The 17,807-nt window shown below is 37.9% G+C and carries 23 protein-coding genes and 1 riboswitch; of the genes, 16 read left to right on the forward strand and 7 right to left on the reverse strand.

Annotation, left to right across the window (positions count from 1 at the left end):
- Positions 1-49: 49 nt before the first annotated feature.
- From J7E67_RS12740 to J7E67_RS12780, 9 genes are all read left to right on the forward strand, one after another.
- Positions 50-1,261, forward strand: coding sequence for an argininosuccinate synthase (locus J7E67_RS12740; protein WP_214717023.1), 1,212 nt, complete (start codon positions 50-52; stop codon positions 1,259-1,261).
- A gap of 61 nt (positions 1,262-1,322) precedes the next feature.
- Positions 1,323-2,699: an argininosuccinate lyase gene (gene argH / locus J7E67_RS12745; protein WP_214717022.1), complete on the forward strand. Its 1,377-nt coding sequence runs from the start codon at positions 1,323-1,325 to the stop codon at positions 2,697-2,699.
- Between the two features lie 118 nt (positions 2,700-2,817).
- Positions 2,818-3,678, forward strand: coding sequence for a carbon-nitrogen hydrolase family protein (locus J7E67_RS12750; RefSeq protein WP_214717021.1), 861 nt, complete (start codon positions 2,818-2,820; stop codon positions 3,676-3,678).
- Between the two features lie 20 nt (positions 3,679-3,698).
- Entirely contained in the window at positions 3,699-4,361 is a 663-nt protein-coding gene (locus J7E67_RS12755) for a GNAT family N-acetyltransferase (protein ID WP_214717020.1), read from the forward strand.
- 19 nt (positions 4,362-4,380) lie between these two features.
- Positions 4,381-5,052: a GNAT family N-acetyltransferase gene (locus tag J7E67_RS12760; protein ID WP_214717019.1), complete on the forward strand. Its 672-nt coding sequence runs from the start codon at positions 4,381-4,383 to the stop codon at positions 5,050-5,052.
- A 91-nt stretch (positions 5,053-5,143) separates the two neighbouring features.
- Positions 5,144-5,255, forward strand: a riboswitch (SAM riboswitch).
- 104 nt (positions 5,256-5,359) lie between these two features.
- Positions 5,360-6,598, forward strand: a complete 1,239-nt coding sequence (locus J7E67_RS12765; protein WP_214717018.1) for a homoserine dehydrogenase — start codon at positions 5,360-5,362, stop codon at positions 6,596-6,598.
- 268 nt (positions 6,599-6,866) lie between these two features.
- Positions 6,867-8,075: a glycosyltransferase gene (locus tag J7E67_RS12770; protein ID WP_214717017.1), complete on the forward strand. Its 1,209-nt coding sequence runs from the start codon at positions 6,867-6,869 to the stop codon at positions 8,073-8,075.
- Between the two features lie 29 nt (positions 8,076-8,104).
- The gene (locus J7E67_RS12775; protein ID WP_308161396.1) at positions 8,105-8,713 is read left to right on the forward strand and encodes a glycosyltransferase family 2 protein; all 609 of its coding nucleotides are present in this window, start codon (positions 8,105-8,107) and stop codon (positions 8,711-8,713) included.
- A gap of 36 nt (positions 8,714-8,749) precedes the next feature.
- Positions 8,750-9,439, forward strand: coding sequence for a glycosyltransferase family 2 protein (locus J7E67_RS12780; RefSeq protein WP_214717015.1), 690 nt, complete (start codon positions 8,750-8,752; stop codon positions 9,437-9,439).
- An 89-nt stretch (positions 9,440-9,528) separates the two neighbouring features.
- Here the strand turns inward: J7E67_RS12780 and J7E67_RS12785 are convergent, their stop codons facing one another.
- The 3 genes from J7E67_RS12785 to J7E67_RS12795 form a co-directional block, all read right to left on the reverse strand.
- Positions 9,529-9,720, reverse strand: coding sequence for a YfhD family protein (locus tag J7E67_RS12785; RefSeq protein ID WP_168242292.1), 192 nt, complete (start codon positions 9,718-9,720; stop codon positions 9,529-9,531).
- 129 nt (positions 9,721-9,849) lie between these two features.
- Positions 9,850-9,984 carry a YfhE family protein gene (locus J7E67_RS12790; protein WP_082797355.1) on the reverse strand — a complete coding sequence of 45 codons (135 nt, stop codon included), beginning with the start codon at positions 9,982-9,984 and terminating at the stop codon, positions 9,850-9,852.
- 119 nt (positions 9,985-10,103) lie between these two features.
- Complete coding sequence (locus tag J7E67_RS12795) at positions 10,104-11,012, reverse strand: TIGR01777 family oxidoreductase (RefSeq protein WP_214717014.1); 909 nt, start codon at positions 11,010-11,012, stop codon at positions 10,104-10,106.
- 76 nt (positions 11,013-11,088) lie between these two features.
- Between J7E67_RS12795 and recX the strand changes: the two genes are divergently transcribed.
- Positions 11,089-11,898, forward strand: coding sequence for a recombination regulator RecX (recX, locus tag J7E67_RS12800; RefSeq protein ID WP_214717013.1), 810 nt, complete (start codon positions 11,089-11,091; stop codon positions 11,896-11,898).
- Positions 11,899-11,906: 8 nt separating this feature from the next.
- Here recX and J7E67_RS12805 read toward each other — a convergent pair whose 3' ends face one another.
- Entirely contained in the window at positions 11,907-12,584 is a 678-nt protein-coding gene (locus tag J7E67_RS12805) for an SDR family NAD(P)-dependent oxidoreductase (protein ID WP_214717012.1), read from the reverse strand.
- Between the two features lie 86 nt (positions 12,585-12,670).
- On the opposite strand from J7E67_RS12805, the gene J7E67_RS12810 reads away from it, so the two are divergent.
- Entirely contained in the window at positions 12,671-12,997 is a 327-nt protein-coding gene (locus J7E67_RS12810; protein ID WP_214717011.1) for a YfhH family protein, read from the forward strand.
- Between the two features lie 57 nt (positions 12,998-13,054).
- Here J7E67_RS12810 and J7E67_RS12815 read toward each other — a convergent pair whose 3' ends face one another.
- Complete coding sequence (locus J7E67_RS12815; RefSeq protein ID WP_066070009.1) at positions 13,055-13,231, reverse strand: small, acid-soluble spore protein K; 177 nt, start codon at positions 13,229-13,231, stop codon at positions 13,055-13,057.
- A 127-nt stretch (positions 13,232-13,358) separates the two neighbouring features.
- On the opposite strand from J7E67_RS12815, the gene J7E67_RS12820 reads away from it, so the two are divergent.
- Entirely contained in the window at positions 13,359-13,628 is a 270-nt protein-coding gene (locus tag J7E67_RS12820; protein ID WP_214717010.1) for a YfhJ family protein, read from the forward strand.
- Between the two features lie 28 nt (positions 13,629-13,656).
- On the opposite strand, the gene J7E67_RS12825 is transcribed toward J7E67_RS12820, so the two are convergent.
- Positions 13,657-14,637: a metal-dependent hydrolase gene (locus J7E67_RS12825; RefSeq protein WP_214717009.1), complete on the reverse strand. Its 981-nt coding sequence runs from the start codon at positions 14,635-14,637 to the stop codon at positions 13,657-13,659.
- A gap of 125 nt (positions 14,638-14,762) precedes the next feature.
- Here J7E67_RS12825 and mutY point away from each other — a divergent pair, with 125 nt between their 5' ends.
- Complete coding sequence (gene mutY, locus J7E67_RS12830; RefSeq protein ID WP_214717008.1) at positions 14,763-15,863, forward strand: A/G-specific adenine glycosylase; 1,101 nt, start codon at positions 14,763-14,765, stop codon at positions 15,861-15,863.
- 26 nt (positions 15,864-15,889) lie between these two features.
- Here mutY and J7E67_RS12835 read toward each other — a convergent pair whose 3' ends face one another.
- Positions 15,890-16,114 (reverse strand): hypothetical protein, encoded by a 225-nt coding sequence (locus J7E67_RS12835; protein ID WP_214732043.1) that lies wholly within the window; start codon positions 16,112-16,114, stop codon positions 15,890-15,892.
- A gap of 114 nt (positions 16,115-16,228) precedes the next feature.
- Here J7E67_RS12835 and fabL point away from each other — a divergent pair, with 114 nt between their 5' ends.
- The 3 genes from fabL to J7E67_RS12850 all read left to right on the forward strand — a co-directional run bounded on the left by fabL (position 16,229) and on the right by J7E67_RS12850 (position 17,792).
- Positions 16,229-16,978, forward strand: coding sequence for an enoyl-[acyl-carrier-protein] reductase FabL (gene fabL / locus J7E67_RS12840; protein ID WP_214717007.1), 750 nt, complete (start codon positions 16,229-16,231; stop codon positions 16,976-16,978).
- Between the two features lie 74 nt (positions 16,979-17,052).
- Positions 17,053-17,385, forward strand: coding sequence for a gamma-type small acid-soluble spore protein (locus J7E67_RS12845; RefSeq protein WP_214717006.1), 333 nt, complete (start codon positions 17,053-17,055; stop codon positions 17,383-17,385).
- Positions 17,386-17,534: 149 nt separating this feature from the next.
- Positions 17,535-17,792, forward strand: coding sequence for a YgaB family protein (locus J7E67_RS12850; RefSeq protein WP_214717005.1), 258 nt, complete (start codon positions 17,535-17,537; stop codon positions 17,790-17,792).
- The last annotated feature ends 15 nt before the right edge of the window (positions 17,793-17,807 follow it).

The raw sequence follows: 17,807 nt of genomic DNA on the forward strand, positions 1-17,807 counted from the left end.
TGAATAAAAATACACATAATACACATACAGTAAGAGGAGAATAATAACAATGACAAAAGAAAAAATCATTTTAGCCTACTCAGGCGGTTTAGATACATCAGTTTCAGTAAAATGGATTCAAGAAAAATATGGCTACGATGTAATTGCATTAGGTCTAGATGTCGGTGAAGGAAAAGACTTAGAAGCCATCAAAAATAAGGCACTGAATGTCGGAGCCATTAAAGCCTATATGATCGATGCTAAAGAATTATTAGCAAAGGAATATATTTTACCAGCATTAAAAGCAAATTGCTTATATGAAGGAAAATATCCATTATCTTCAGCTTTATCCAGACCGCTTATATCAAAATTATTAGTAGAAGTAGCTGAAAAAGAGGGCGCCACTGCTGTTGCTCATGGCTGCACAGGTAAAGGAAATGACCAAGTACGTTTTGAAGTTTCCATCCAAGCATTGAACCCAAGTTTAAAAGTTGTTGCCCCTGTTCGTGAATGGGGAATGACACGTGACGAAGAAATCAAATATGCTGAGGAGAACGGAATTCCAATCCCAGTCGATTTAGATAATCCATTTTCAATTGATGCCAATATCTGGGGACGTGCTTGTGAGGCCGGAGTTCTAGAGGATCCATGGGCTGAGGCGCCAGAAGCAGCCTTTGATTGGACGAATCCAATAGAACTTACACCAGATGCAGCGGAGTATGTTGAAATTGAATTTGAACAGGGGGTACCTGTTGCTGTTAACGGTGAGAAACTCCCACTTGTTCAATTAATTGAAACCTTAAATGAGCTTGGCGGCAAGCACGGTGTTGGCCGTATTGATCATATTGAAAATAGATTAGTAGGAATTAAATCTCGTGAAGTGTACGAAAATCCTGCTGCGCTAATTTTAATCAATGCCCATAAAGAATTAGAGTTTTTAACTCTAACTCGTGAGGTTACCCAATTTAAGACACAAGTTGAACAGCAAATGGCTAAGATCATTTACGAAGGACTTTGGTATTCTCCGATAAAACCAGCACTTGATGCATTTATTAATGAAACTCAAAAGAACGTTTCTGGAACAATTCGTGTCAAGCTTCATAAAGGTAATCATACGGTTGTGGGCAGAAAGTCTCCTTACAGCTTATACAACGAGGAACTAGCAACGTATTCAAAAGGTGATGCGTTTGATCATAATGCCGCAGTAGGATTTATTAAGATTTGGGGTCTGCCAACAAAGGTCTATTCAGAAGTGAATAAAAAGGAATCAATTTTAAAATAATTCGGATTGCCCTCGAATCCTTTTTCGAGGGCTGTCTTGTTAGGTTAAGGGGGAGCAATCAATGTCTAAGTTATGGGGCGGCCGTTTTACGAAAGAAACGAATAAGCTAGTTGAGGAATTTACAGCCTCAATTACTTTTGATCAAAAGCTAGCCAAGGAGGATATCGCAGGAAGTCTTGCCCATGTGCAAATGCTGGGTGAGTGCGGTATTATTCCAATGGAGGATGCTATAAAGATTAAGGACGGACTACTCTCCATCAAGAAAATGGTCGACGATAACGCGGTAGAGTTTTTAGTTGAAGATGAAGATATCCATATGAATATTGAGAAGTTATTAATAGAAAAAATTGGTCCGGTGGGAGGAAAGCTCCATACAGGGAGAAGCCGTAATGATCAGGTGGCCACCGACATGCATCTATACTTAAGAACGAAAACAACTGAGCTGATTAAATTAATAGAAGATGTCCAGCAGGCATTAATTGAGCAGGCGAAAGAGAATGTCCAAACGCTAATTCCTGGATATACTCACCTGCAGCGTGCCCAGCCTGTATCCTTTGCCCATCATTTAATGGCTTATTTTTGGATGTTTGAACGTGATAAAGAGAGATTGATTGATAGTTTGAAGCGTATCAATTGGTTACCTCTTGGTTCAGGGGCATTGGCAGGAACGACGTTTCCGATCAATCGTGAACGTGTCGCGGAACTGTTGGGGTTTGAAACGGTTTATCCTAATAGTATGGATGCTGTCAGTGATCGCGACTTTATCCTTGAGTTTTTATCGATTGGTTCCATAATCATGACCCATATTTCCAGATTATCCGAAGAGCTTGTCATTTGGTCGAGTCAGGAGTTTCAGTTCGTCGAGTTGGATGATTCGTTTTGCACAGGTTCAAGTATTATGCCGCAAAAGAAAAATCCAGACGTACCTGAGCTGCTACGTGGAAAAACCGGACGGACATATGGTAATTTAATCGGACTGCTCACCGTTCTTAAAGGTCTGCCACTCGCCTATAACAAAGATTTACAGGAAGATAAGGAAGGCATGTTTGATACGGTTGAAACGCTTGAAGGTTCCTTAATGTTATTAGCACCAATGATTGAAACGATGACAGTAAATAAAGACGTGATGCGTAAGGCCATTAACAATGACTTTTCTAATGCCACAGATATTGCTGATTACTTGGTAAGAAAAGGTCTGCCTTTCCGTGATGCACATGAAGTTATTGGAAAAATTGTTTTATATGCGATTCAGTCTAACAAATTTTTGCTTGATTTGAGCTTCGAAGAATATCAAGGCTTTAGTCCATTATTTGAGGAAGATATTTATGTTGTATTAGCTCCTGAGCATGTTGTTGGTGTCCGAAATAGCTTTGGGGGAACGGCTCCAGAGCAAGTGGAAAAGCAAATCCAGTTAGCTGAGGGAAAACTGCAGCGATAAATATGAAATTTTGAAAGCCTGCCAACTGGCAGGCTTTTAGTCTTTAAAATTTGTATTAAAAACTAAAATATTAGATAATTTTCCCATGAGAATTTTTACAAATGACAGGAGGAAAATGATGAAAATTCGTGTGTCTGCCGTGCAGTACCATTTACATACGATTCAATCCTTTGAGGAATTTGCTTCACAATGTGAGCACTACATAAAAACTGCTGAAGAATTTGGTGCAGAGTTTGTCCTCTTTCCAGAGTTCTTTACGACCCAGTTATTATCGATTGGTAATGGCCAAGGTCAAAGCCTAACAATCAATGATCTGCCAAGTTTTACCGAACAGTATCGAGAGTTGTTTTCTAATTTTGCCCAAAAAACGAACATTCATATTATTGCGGGAACGCAGGTAATTGAAAAGGATGGTAAGTTGTATAATACCGCCCATTTATTTTATCCAGATGGAAGAATTGGGGAGCAGGCCAAACTTCACATTACACCAACTGAAGTCCATGAATGGAATATGGCACCTGGGGATTCCTTTCAAATATTTGAAACAGAAAAAGGGAAAATTGCCCTCCTCACTTGTTATGATATTGAATTTCCAGAAATCGTACGCATGGCAAGGGCCAAAGGTGCGGATGTCATCTTCTGTCCATCCTGCACAGATGACCGTCATGGATTTCATCGAGTTCGGTATACCAGCCATGCTCGTGCAGTTGAAAACCAAGTATATGTGGTCTTAACGGGAACAGTGGGTACACTGCCAACTGTGGATTTTATGCGGGCTAATTTTGGCCAGGCCGCAATTATTACTCCAAATGATATACCATTTCCTCCAAAAGGCATTTTGGCTGAAGGGGAAATTAACGATGAAATGATCGTGACAGCTGACCTAGATTTAAATTTATTATCTGAAGTAAGGGAACGTGGTTCTGTTACAACCTGGCGTGATCGAAGGACCGATTTATATACAGATTGGGAAAAGTAAACTAAGGGGTGGGTGTTTCCTTGTACCGAAGTGAATTTTTTGTTTATGACCAAGATCGGCCTGTGCCGGTTATCATTCGCAATTATTCAAAACTGGATTTTGACAATCTTATCAAAATTCAATCTGAGTGCTTCCCACCTCCTTTTCCATCAGAATTATGGTGGAATAAAGAGCAATTAACAAACCATGTGACCTTGTTTCCAGAAGGTGCATTGTGTGTTGAAGTGGACGGTGAATTGGCTGGGTCACTTACCGGCTTAACTATCGACTTTGATCCAGACGATAAAAGTCATACATGGGAAGAAATCACAGACCATGGATACATACGCAACCATAATCCAAAGGGTAATACCTTGTATATCGTCGATATCAGTGTTCGTCCGAAGTACCGTAAACTAGGGTTAGGAAAATTGTTGATGCAGGCTATGTACCATGTTGTGATTGAAAAAAGTTTGGATCGATTACTAGGCGGCGGTAGAATGCCAGGATATTATAAAGCAGCTGATAGCTTGACACCTGAGCAATATTTAGCTGCGATAATTAAAGGGGATATACAGGATCCTGTCATCACTTTCTTGTTGCGCTGCAGCCGTGTGCCATTAGGAATTGTTGAAAACTATCTCGAGGATGAAGAATCCTACAATTATGCAACATTAATGGAATGGAAAAATCCTTTTAAATGAATGGGAGGCATGTATCTCAATGGAATATATTAGAATTACCAATATAGATGATCAGAATTTTAGAAGGCTTCATAACTTAATGGGAGAAATTTTTCCCCCAGAAGAAGTACTAGCATATGAGTTATGGAAAGAGCCATTAGAAGATCCGAGTATTCGCGTGTTTGTAGCAGTCGATGGCGATAAAGTCTTAGGTGCAACCGAATATCGTTATTATCCGGATTGGAATATTGCCATGACAGATTTTACGATCATCAGTCAACCTGGGCTAAGCCTTGGACGTTTTTTAGCTCAAAACCGGTTAAAGGATTTACAACAATTAGCTAAAGAAAATGGACAAGTGCTATTCGGCATGTTCGCAGAAATATATGATCCGTACCGGGTGGAAGATCACGAATTTGGTGGAGTAAGGGTTATGGATCCATATATCCGCCGCGAAGTTCTTTCCCATTTGGGCTATAAACGTATAGATTTTTCATATGTTCATCCTTCCTGGGAAAACAATGGGGAAGTTGTAACAGGGCTTGATTTATGTTTCATGCCATTAGCTGATGAACTTGACTCACTGCCAGCAAACCTTGTAAAGGATTTTCTAACCACCTATTATTCCATTCTTTCAAATAAACCGGAGGAGTGGTTAGAAATGATAGACCGTTTGGGGGACAAGGAAGAGGTATCCCTATTACCATTGTAAAAAAAGAAATTTCAAATAATATTGACAATTACAAAGGAATCAACTAGAATTCTTTTATATCTTGGATATTTAATGAAATAATTAAATAAAACTCTTATCCAGAGCGGCGGAGGGACTAGGCCCGATGAAGCCCGGCAACCATCAAGGTAATTCTTGAAAAGGTGCTAATTCCTGCAGGTTATTTTTAACCTGACAGATAAGAGGAGGAAATCTACCCTCTTCTTATGAAGAGGGTTTTTCTTATTTATATGATATTAAAATAAACAACCAATTGGTCATGTCTAATATTATTTAAGGGGTGGAATACATGTCTGTCATTAAAGTGGCAATTCTAGGTTTTGGTACAGTTGGGGAAGGTGTTTATAGAACAATACAATCCCACGCTGAGGAACTTACTAGTGTTTTAGGGAGAAAAGTAGAAGTGGCTGCAGTACTAATAAAAAATAAACAAAAAACCAGAGACATAAGGGAAGATGTTTTAATAACTACAGATTTTGCCGAAATTCTTAATCTACCTCAACTTGATGTTGTTGTCGAAGCAATCGTCGACAAAGAACAACCTTTTACTTTTTTAAAACAAGCTATACAAAGTGGTTGCCACATAATCACAGCGAATAAAGAAATGTTTGCACACCACGGGAATGAACTGCTCGAGTTAGCTGAGAATTATAATGTTTCGGTGGGTTATGAAGCAACAGTTGCGGGTGGTATTCCGGTTATTCAAACCTTAAGGCAGTTATTAAATGTTAACCGAGTTCGTCACATCCAAGGAATTCTTAATGGGACATCGAATTTTATACTAACGGAAATGCGCGAGAAGAAGCAGTCATTTGCTGATGCCCTCATTTTAGCGCAAGAGAAGGGGTATGCTGAAGTGGATCCAACCAACGATGTGGAGGGATTTGATGCTTTTTATAAAACAATGATTCTCAGCAGAATTGCTTTTGGAGAACAACCCAATTGGAAGAATGTCGAGCGTGCGGGCATTACCTCGATTACAAGAGAGTTAATTGAAACAGCAGAAAAGATGGGATTAAGGTTTAAGCATATTGCAAGTATTAGTAAGACAGGTAGTCAAATTAACGCAGAGGTTAAACCAGTCCTTGTTGGGAAATCTCATCCTTTTTATTCTATTGAAGGCGTAGAAAATGCTGTAAATATTCACTCTGATATTGTTGGTAGTATTACTTTGCAAGGACCAGGAGCTGGGATGTATCCTACTGCAAGTGCTGTTATTGAAGATTTGGTCTATGTCTGTCAAAATCGGTCGTCAAATAAGAATATCACAAAAACAACAGCAGCATGTGATGGAGAGAAAAAAGGGAACGAAAAAGAATTATGGTTAATTCAAGGTCTCTCAAAGAATTATAATAACCCTTTGATTACATGGGTAGCTCAAGCTTCTGATGAGATAGCAATTATCCAGGCGACTAGGGAAGAATTAGAACAGTTAATTAATCAGCAGAAGGCGTCTTGTTACTTTCAAATAATAGGGGAGTATGAAACAGAAAGTAAGAATAAAGAAGTAACTTTAGCTTACCTCTAGGTTAAAAGATGTAACTAGCATTTGTTCCCGTAAAAAAGAGCTTTCAAGGGGCTGTTGACAAATTGTCAACAGCCCCTTGGAGCTCTTTTTTTGTTTTAACAATTTCTACTCTCTTATGTGTAGGGGATATATTAATATCTTAAAAAAAAGCAAACCAAACACCCTAAAACTGGGGATAAGTCTAGTCAAAATCAAATAGTATTCATATTGTGTAAAAGCTCGATCAAATGGACTAGTTATTCATAAAAGTAAATTGAAGAGGTGCGTCATGTTAGGGAATAGCTTAAATGGACGTTTATTAACGAATCTGAAAAATACATTCACCTATGAGTTTTGGGTATTGCCTGAAAGCGTTCATCTTATCGATAAACAATCACGCGATAAGCCGGCAAATGTAAATGGAAAAAATTATATCATTGGACCTGGATATGGGGTGTCCGATAATGATGCAGGGGTTAGTGTTTCAGTTGGACTAAATGGAATTACGATCTATGAACATGCCAAGAAAAATATATATGCGGTGTTAGTCTATGAAGCAATAATTAATGATCTTATTCATATTGCTGTTGTCTATGATGATAGAGAGCCGCAGCTATACATTAATGGTAAGTTTGTAAAAAAGGGTGAACGAAGCCTTAAAACCTATATCTACCCATCGGGGATGATTGGTGGGCAACCAGGTCTATTCTTTAATGGGGATATCAACGAGATTAGGCTATGGGGCCACTGCAGAACAGAACAAAATCTTAATGATAATTTGAATAAAAAGCTAACTGGAAGCGAAGCAGGGCTGTATGGTGTTTGGCCAACACCGCCTGTAAATGAACGAGAAACACAAAAGGTAAATACAAAAAAACAAAACTCCCAAGATAAAAAGGACCTAGGCTCTAATGAGAAACAAATTGAAAAGACACAAGTAAATAAGAACCAAGATATTGAAGTCAGTATAATTATTCCTTCCCTAAATAAATATCCACTAAATCTATTTACACTCCTCTCACTTGAACACCAAACGTTCAATCCTTCAAAAATGGAAGTAATCTTTATTGATGATGCTTCAACTGACCAAACGGAAGAAAAACTAAAGGACTATTCTCCTCCATATCATTTTAAATATATACGTAATAAAAAGAATCTTGGAAGATCACAGGTCCGAAATCTGGGCATTCGTTCAGCAAGAGGGAATATTCTTATTTTTCTAGATGCAGAAATGATAACTGAATCTGATTTTGTTGAAAAACATTATAAGTACCACCAATCAAAAAATAACCTTATTTTGTCAGGGGCCATGCATTCAAAAGTCATATACTCATGTATCTTTCCTGAATTTACTCGAAAGGAAATAAACAAAATCTCAACTTTAACAAAAAATAATCAGAAGGTCTATTCGAGGATTCAAAACTTTAAGTATCCATGTAAAGAGCCGTACCCGTTGCTGGAAAAAGCGATATTGCAAGAAAAGCTTTCAAGGATTTAGGTGTTGCAGTATACCCGTGGTTCCAATCGATTACCAGCAATTTTGCTGTTGACTTAGAAGGGTTTGCGTTTCCATGGATGGCATTTCTTACAGGGAATGTTTCCATGCGTAAAGAGTTTATTATTCAAGCAGGGTTATTCGATGAAGATTTTGTCGGTTACGGATACGAGGATTGGGAATTAGGGTATCGCTTATATAAAATGGGTGCCAAATATATTGTTAGAAACGATTTGACAACGTATCATCAAGAACATCCTATTGGCGAAAGTAAATGGAAAGAGGCAATTAGCAACCTAGGACGATTTATTTTAAAGCATCCTGACATCGACGTGATTATTCTTGGCTTAGAGATTTCAGGTCTTGCAGATTTATTAACGATGAATAAGGTATTGAGCGAATATAAGTTACTTGTTCAATCCTATCCGGAACGGTTTCAAAAATTCGAAGAAAAATTCATCCGCATACTTGAAACAATTGTCCTTTTACTCCAAATTGACATCCGTCACTTAAATATCTTAGGAGCTGCAGGATTTGGCTCTGATGTTAGAAAAGAGCTTCAAGAGGATATTAATTCTATCAAAGGCTTAAAAAAGTTTCCAAATTTAACTTACCTTTTGGAAAAGGTATTGAACTCATAGGAAAGATTCCCCAAACTAGTTTGAAGGAGTGAAAGTGTGGTATCCATTATTACTTGTACAATAAGAGAAGAGAATATTAAAAATGTTTTCAAAAATTATAAACAGCAATCCTGGAAGGATAAAGAGTTGATAATTATCCTTAACAAGGATTCTATGAATATTGATAGATGGATCAAAAAGGCAAAGAAATATCGTAATGTTCAGGTTTATCAACTACACGAAAAAGCAACATTAGGTGACTGCTTAAATTTTGGGATTATGAAAGCAAGTCATGATATTATTGCAAAATTTGATGACGATGATTATTACGGGCCTGACTACATTAAAAGTTCGATGGATGCTTTTAAAAATAAAGATATTTCTATTATCGGAAAAAGTTCTTTATATATTTATTTTAAAAGTGAAAAAGCGCTGATCCATGTAGCAGGTAGTGAGAATTCAATCACAGAAACTGTTGCTGGAGCGACATTAATATTTAGAAAAGACGTGTTCCAACAAGTTCAATTTGAAAAAGTAAATCGAGCGGAGGATTACTTTTTCATTGATCAATGTAAAGAGAAGGGCTTTAATGTCTATTCAACTGAACGTTTTCATTTTGCAGTCATCAGACATGATACCGAAAAACATACATGGAAGATTGCTGATAAGGATCTTATGGAATGGGGAGAATTAATCACCTATACAGAAGATTTCCAATCACTAGTCTCAAAAAAAGCCGCGATTTGAGGATCGAGCAGTGGCTCGCCTTTCCTCCTTTATCATATAAAAAAGAAGCAGGCTGCCCTGCTTCTTTTTTGTTACCGCTTTTCTTAAACTTATTTATTTCTTCTCGATTTTACACGCTGGTTCGCTGCGTTAGCACGTGCTTGTGCTTCAAGGTCGGAATGGTCTGCAAATTCTGCAGAATATTCAACGTCATTTCCATCAGTTATTTTTAGGTTCTTAGGTGTTTGTGGAAGTGAGCTTTTGTTACTATTACCAGTGCCACTATTATGCATACGACCCATAACTAAAAACCCCTTTCATTGTAGGCTTGCAGGAGCCGAATTGCTCCCTTTAATATCATTTACAATTAGAAAGGTAACCATGAATGGAAAATACTTCAGCAGAGCTATATGGTCGTAACTGTGGTCAAACTAGAGTCTGGTTTTTTTGTCGTGGTATCCGCCTGCCCGGTCTGCCATTTTAAATTCTCTTTGATATGAGACTTCCTGCATACTGGTTAATGAGTATTTGCCTCGATCCTTATCTTTTTTCTTCTTTTCCGCCATTTTGCTCATTCCTTTCAACATTTTTTTAGTTAATCGTCATCAAGCTATGTGGTAAAAAATAAAAGCACGTTATGTACTTATTTCCATTTTTACCTTTTAAGAAAGGAATGATACTTTTTTTAAGAAAATATATTTTCTAATGCCAAATGTAAATCTGAATACGCAAATTGATAGCCATTTTCTAAAAGCTTTTTCGGTAATACCTTTTGTCCATCAACCACCAATGTACTCATTTCACCAAGCAGAAGATGCAGTGCGAAACTTGGGACCGGGAGCCAGTGAGGACGGTTTAATACGCTTGCAAGTGTTTTTCCAAACTCAGTCATCGTTACCGGTTTCGGTGCAGTGAAATTGATGGGACCATCCATTTGTTCATTTTCGATAATAAAGGATATTCCTTTGACCACATCCTCCACGTGAATCCATGACATCCATTGACGTCCATTTCCAATGGGACCACCGATAAATGATTGATAAGGGATTGCCATTTTTTGAAGAGCCCCTTGGTATTTATCAAGGATGATTCCGAACCTGCAAAAGACAGTACGTATCCCTAATTGGCTGGCTTTTCCAGCTTCGATTTCCCATTGCTTAACTGTTTCTGCCAAGAAATCATTCCCAAAGCCATGGTTATCTTTTTCAGTTAAAATTTTATCAAAGGATGTACCATAAATCCCAATTGCACTTGCATTGATCAGTGCCTTTGGTTTGGTATCTAATTTATTTATAATGGCTAGCAGTGCATGAACAGACTCTAAGCGACTGTTTAGAATCTTTTCTTTTCTTTTTACGGTCCAACGTCCACTATTAATCGATTCGCCTGCAAGGTTGATAAAAATATCAGTATCTTGGAGTTCATGAATGGGGCTTGAAATATCACTTAGCCACTCGACATATCGAATTCCAACAGTACGATTTGTCTCAATCGATTTTCTTGATAAAATAATTATCTCATGATTGTTTTTCAACAGGTGTTCCGTAAGTGCTTTCCCTACAAAGCCTGTTCCGCCTGCAATCGTTATTTTCATTTTTCCCGCCCCCTTTTACGTTTAATCTTACAATAGATAATGAGGAATATGGTAAAGTATTGATGAGGTGAATAACGTGGCCATTATAACAAAGATCACCACACAACAGAAAACTCAGGATCGATTCAATATTTTTATGGATTACGGTAAGGGTGAGGAATTTGCCTTTAGTGTCGACAGTGATGTTCTAATCAAATTTCAATTAAAAAAAGGAATGGAGCTTGATGATTTTTCCTTCGTAGAAATTCAGTATCAAGACGACATTCGCAAAGCATACAACAAAGCCATTCATTACTTAGCTAGAAGAATGAGATCGGAAAAAGAAATAAAAGATTATCTTGTATTAAAGGAAATAGATGAACCTGTCATCAATGAAATTCTTCATAGATTAACTGCACAGAAATACATAAATGACGAGGAATTCGCGTTGGCCTATGTACGAACCCAAGCCAATACCACTGATAAAGGTCCCAATGTAATAAAAATGGAATTAAAGGAAAAGGGAATAGTAGAAGGGATTCTCAACCATGCACTAAAGGAATATCCTCTCGAGCAACAGATTGAAAAAGCAACCAAAATAAGTTCAAAGTTTTACGAAAAGAATACAAAGGAATCATTAAAAATTCAAAAACAGAAACTTGAGAATCTGCTCCTTAGAAAAGGTTATCCATATGAAGTCATTAATATTGCTGTTAATGATGTCGGGATGAACAACGAGATGGATGAGGAAATGGAGGCAATCAGATTCCAAGGTGAGAAGGCCCATCGAAAATTTAGTAAATACAGTGGATTTGAATATGAACAAAAGATGAAACAAGCATTATATCGAAAAGGGTTCCCGATCGAGCTCATCGAAAGATACTTATCAGAAAGTAAAAAATCATGACAAAAGCATCATGATTTTTTACTTTCGATAATAATGGAATCTTGATCCATTTGTTCGATAATCATTTCGGCAACTTCCCTTGGTGAGCGGAAACGGGAGGTATCTTTGACATGGTCACTATTATCCCAAAACGGTGTGTCCATTCCGCCCATATACACCGCATTAAATTTAATCCCACTCCCTTCGTATTCTTTCTGCAGGCTCTCTGTAAAGCCTCTAATTGCAAATTTACTAGCCACATAAACCGCTTCATTCACTTTTCCACGCAAGCCTGCTGTTGAAATAATATTCAAAATGCGTCCTTCCGAAGTCTTTAACAGCAGAGGTAATATTGCTTTGGTCATCAAAAGAGTTCCTAAAACGTTTGTGTTGATCATTTCAGTAATGTGATGTTCATTCATTTCCACAAATGGACCGAAATGCCCAACTCCAGCATTATTAACTAATCCGTATATATTATATGTATGACTAATTTCTTCAGCTTTTTTCGAAACATCTTTCGCATTTCCAATATCTATAGGAAGGATATCAGCACTTCCTCCATTTGCTTCAATTTCTGCTTTTGTAGTTGTTAATTTATCAAAGTTCCGCCCTGTTAACAAAAGGTGATAGCCTTTTTGCGAAAAGAGATGCGCTAATTCTTTACCTAAACCAGAGCCTGCCCCAGTAATAATGATCGTTTTCATTCTAAAATCTCCTTTGTATATTAGTTCATCCTTTATTTATTATATTATAATATACTAAAATGAAGTTATAAGGGGAGTGAATTCAAATGCAACAGGAGAAACGCTACAGTACCATGTCAGAACATGAATTAAGACAAGAAATTGGCATACTCCAAGAACAAGCCAGAAAAGCAGAACAAATGGGAATGGTCAATGAGTTTGCCGTGCTCGAACGAAAGGTTCAAATGGCGAGAGCATACCTGATTGACCCTCATTCGTTTAAACCTGGAGAAATTTATGAAATAGACGGGGACCCAGGACAATATTTTAAAATTGACTATATGAATGGTGTGTTTGCTTGGGGTTATCGACTTGCAGGAGAGGGAAAAGAAGAAGCGTTGCCAATCTCATTATTGAATCAGCCAAAAAAATAATTGGACAAACCAGAGAATAAGACCTCTGGCTTGTCTTGTTTTTACAGATAGAAAAGTTTATTTATAAACCTGTGGCGACTCATCATCGCGCTCGCCTGAAGCACGCATCCGCTCTTGTGGATGGGTATTAATCGTGCCATCTGCTCTTGTTGAAGCATATTCTGCTTTTGCTCTTGGCTCTCCCTCGAGCTTGTTATTATTTTGATTTGGGAAATTCGTTGCTTTATTTCTCATGCTGTACCTCCATCAAGGGAATGAGAACACGTGAAAAGCAAAGCATTCTCAATGCTTACCACGTAAAGATAGTATCTGCTTTTATTAAATAGGTTATGTTAAAAGAAATTGGCAATGAGGTGGATGAATGAACGATTATCATGAAAGATTAACAAAACTGCTATTAGCTAAAAACGACAAACTCTCGTCTAACCAGGCACGAACCTGGGTTGAACTTCTTTGGGATGATTTTGAAACCACTTATGCAAAAGCAGGCAGGGAATATATGGGCAGTGAAATAGCAGAAAGAATTGTCAAACAATGGATAGAAAACTACGGTGATAAACTGCATGAATTTGCAGCAACAAACCCAAAATACAAGGATTATTTAAATCAGGAAAAGAATAGTTTAAATTAAAAAAAGCGAGTGACAAAGTCACCGCTTTTTAACTTGGAATTATACTTAATTTCTTTCGTAATTTCTTCTCACTGAACACCCACCCCGTATAGGAGCTAATTGGATTTAAGTTACAATCTAATTGAACGACGGCCACAAACGGATAGTGCCCATTGCTCCGATAGCGTAAATCAATAAAGCGAACTTCGTAAAAATCAATAAATTCATCGACTTCCCATCGATAAACTGGTGAAAAGGATAAAAATGCTGAAAGGTTTTTATCCTTTTTTGCTGCTTCGATTACGGGTGTCTTCGGTACGGGTATTCGGTTAAAATGGTCTAAGATTTCAACTTGTTTATTTACTGCTTTTCCAACAAAAAATTGTTTCTTGTTCATGGCAGCAATTCTCCATTGATGAAATCTCATGGTTGGTGCAATAATTATTTCTGTTGCATCGGGAATCATTCTTTTTACCTCAACCAATACCCTTTTTTTCGCCCTAAAACGAGCGAGATAGTAAGCTGCAATAACTACATACATTAGCAAAAAAGTATAACCTGGATTTGCTCCTATAAGCCAAATAACGATCCCAAGGATATGGATCCCAAAGATAATCGGGTCAAACGTATTTATAACGCCTAGAGCGACCCATTTTGTAGAAAAAGGTCTTAGAGCCTGCGTACCGTAAGCGTTAAATATATCAACAAATACATGGATAAAAACAGCTGCAAATGTCCAAGCCCATAAATGAAAAAGATTGGCATCAGGAAAAAATGGATAGATAACGGCTATTAGGACGAGTGGCCACAAAATTACAGCAGGGATGGAGTGGGTAATCCCGCGATGATTTCGAATGTATATGGCATTATTTCTTAGCTTCAAAACGGTATCTATATCAGGTATTTGTGACCCAGCAATGGTTGCAATTAAAACACTCGTCGTGGTCGCGTGGCTGCTAATTACTGCGGGATCAAGCGTAGCAAGACCACCAAGAGCAATACCCATGACAATATGAGTTCCTGTATCCAAAAGGAAATCCTCCTTCAATATAGTTCTTGTAAAACTAAACAAATTGAATTATCGTAAAACCAATACATTACTAATTATATTGCCTTTTTTCATACATGTTAACAACATCTGGAGGAACAAAAGTTATGATAATTGAACTAAAGAATATAGAAAAAATCAACATATCTGCTTTTCAAAATGATTTAATATCCTGGTTTAAACGGGAACAACGGGACTTGCCGTGGCGAAAAGACCAAGATCCATACAAAATATGGGTCTCAGAAATTATGCTCCAACAAACAAGAGTTGATACAGTTATCCCCTATTTTAATCGCTTTATTGAATGGTTTCCCACCATTGATGACCTTGCCGAGGCAGAGGAGGATAAAGTACTTAAGGCCTGGGAAGGGCTGGGATATTATTCAAGGGTTCGAAATTTGCAATCAGCTGTAAAGGAAGTAAGCGAGAAATATAACGGTGAAGTGCCAAACACCCCAGAACAGATAGCTGAACTAAAAGGGGTTGGACCTTATACAGCTGGTGCGATATTAAGTATTGCTTATGGGATTCCAGAGCCGGCTGTGGATGGAAATGTGATGAGGGTTATATCAAGAGTCCTTTCCATCTGGGAAGACATTGCAAAATCCTCTTCGCGGAAAATTTTTGAAAAAGCAGTGCGACAGTTAATTTCACATGAAGACCCTTCCTCTTTCAACCAAGCTTTAATGGAATTGGGAGCGTTAATTTGTACACCCACTTCTCCTTCATGTTTATTATGTCCGGTTCGAGAACATTGCCAAGCTTTTGATGAGGGAGTTCAAAATGAACTTCCGATAAAAACTAAAAAAACCAAGACACGAAACGTTCAACTTGCTGCTGCTATCCTTTTGGATGGAAATGGTAAGGTATTAATCCACAAGAGGCCGGCAACTGGACTGCTCGCAAATTTATGGGAATTCCCTAATGTTGAGATCCATCACCCCATACAAAATGAACGGGAGCAGGTAGCGGACCTATTTCACCATTCTCTTGATTTAAAAGTAAAATTTGAAAAAATTATCGGTCAGCTGGAACATACCTTTTCCCACTTAGTGTGGAATATTAAGGTCTATTCAGGGACCTTAAATTCAGTCTTTCAAGAAAGTGAAGAATGGAAACTTGTTTCGTTCGAAGAAATGAAAGAGTTTGCTTTCCCTGTATCCTCCCAAAAAATGCTCAAGATTTTTCATGAACACCAGATGGAATGAACGCCATATTTAAGCGGCGTTCATTTTCATTCATATACCGTTTTTGTTCCATGTGTATAATCTGCTTCTTGACGATTGATTCCGCCGCGATTCTCAATTTCTTCAATAATCTCGCGGTGAATCGTTTGTCCTTCGCTATTTAAATATGGAGTAATTTGCTGAAATGAGTGATGAAAAAAAGCAAGCTCACTGTTTTCCCAATCAGATTTAGCCATCAGGGAAAGCTCTGTCATATCTCGTCCAACATACATATTTTCTACTTCCTTTCAAAGGTTATTTACTCCTTAGTGTTTTATAATAATTGTCTTCTATTCCTGGAAAAGTTAAAATGATAACAATACTTGAATATAGAAGGGAATAGTTAGATGACTCAGAAAGTAGCACTCATTACAGGAAGCAGCAGGGGAATCGGTAAGGCAACAGCATTACGTTTGGCAGAAGCAGGATATGATATTGTTATTAATTATGCAAGAAGTAAAAAGTCTGCCCTTGGAACTGCTGAACAAATAGAAGCATTAGGAAGAAAGGTGCTAGTTGTAAAAGCCAATGTTGGCGATGTTGCAAAAATTAAAGATATGTTCACACAAATCGATGCGGAATTTGGCCGCCTGGATGTGTTTGTCAATAATGCGGCATCAGGAGTTCAGCGTCCAGTCATGGAGTTAGAAGAATCACACTGGGATTGGACCTTAAACATAAATAGCAAAGCTTTGCTATTCTGTGCACAGGAAGCAGCAAAATTAATGGAGAGAAATGGCGGGGGGAAAATTGTCAGCGTCAGTTCACTCGGTTCCATCCGCTATTTAGAAAATTACACGGTTGTAGGGGTCTCTAAAGCAGCACTTGAGGCTCTGACAAGATATTTGGCAGTTGAGCTAGCCCCGAAGAATATTGTCGTTAATGCAGTCTCAGGCGGTGCTGTCGATACCGAAGCATTAAAACATTTTCCAAACCGTGAAGAGCTTCTTCAAGAAGCAAAAGAAAAAACTCCTGCTGGAAGAATGGTTGAAATTGAGGACATGGTCAATTGTTTAATGTTCCTTTTATCAGAAGAATCAAGCATGATTAGGGGTCAGACCATTATTATTGATGGTGGAATTTCATTACTCGTTTAATTATTTTTAAATAATATTTTTTGCGGATAATCTCCACGAAGCATGGTTACATTATATTCGTGGAGGTGATATCAATGGCAAACTTCAATCAACAGCCAAACAAAACTTCAGCTGGGACTAACATCCAGGAAGTAAGACAACAAAACGCTCAATCTACTTCTGGTCAAGGTTCTCAAGGCCAATTCGGAACTGAATTCGCTAGTGAGACAAATGCTGCTGAAGTAAGACAACAAAACCAACAATCGGCTCAAAAGTCTCAATCTGCTTCAGGACAAGGTTCCCAAGGCTCTTCAGGCCAATTCGGAACTGAATTTGCAAGCCAAACAGATGCTCAAGAAGTAAGACAACAAAACCAACAATCTCAAGCTCGTAAAAACCAAGGTAATGGCCAATTTGGTCAAAGCTAATAATAGTATGCAGAAGGCACTCTAGATTCGTATAGAGTGTCTTCTTTCTGTTTCGACAAAACTTCTCTTAAGGTTACATATGTTGTCAAAGGAGAATTGGTCCGGTTCGCGAATACATATTAGATACAACTAATAAGGCGGTGAGGGAAATGGATCATTTTAACCGATTAGTTTCCGATCAAATGGTGACGATGGAAAAATTGCTATACCTTCAAGGAGAACTTGAACGTTGTCAACAAATCGAAGAAGAACTACAAACATTGCAGGATGCTACAGACCTTGAAAGTGTTCAAGCTGATATCCGACTGAAGAAAAAAGAGTTGAAAGAGATCCAGACCATTTTTGAAAAGCAGACAGAAGAGGTAATTAATTCCTATCGGGAAATGAACCTAACAGCATCTTTTTAGGTGAAAAAACCAAGA

The organism is Bacillus sp. ISL-46, assembly GCF_018613205.1.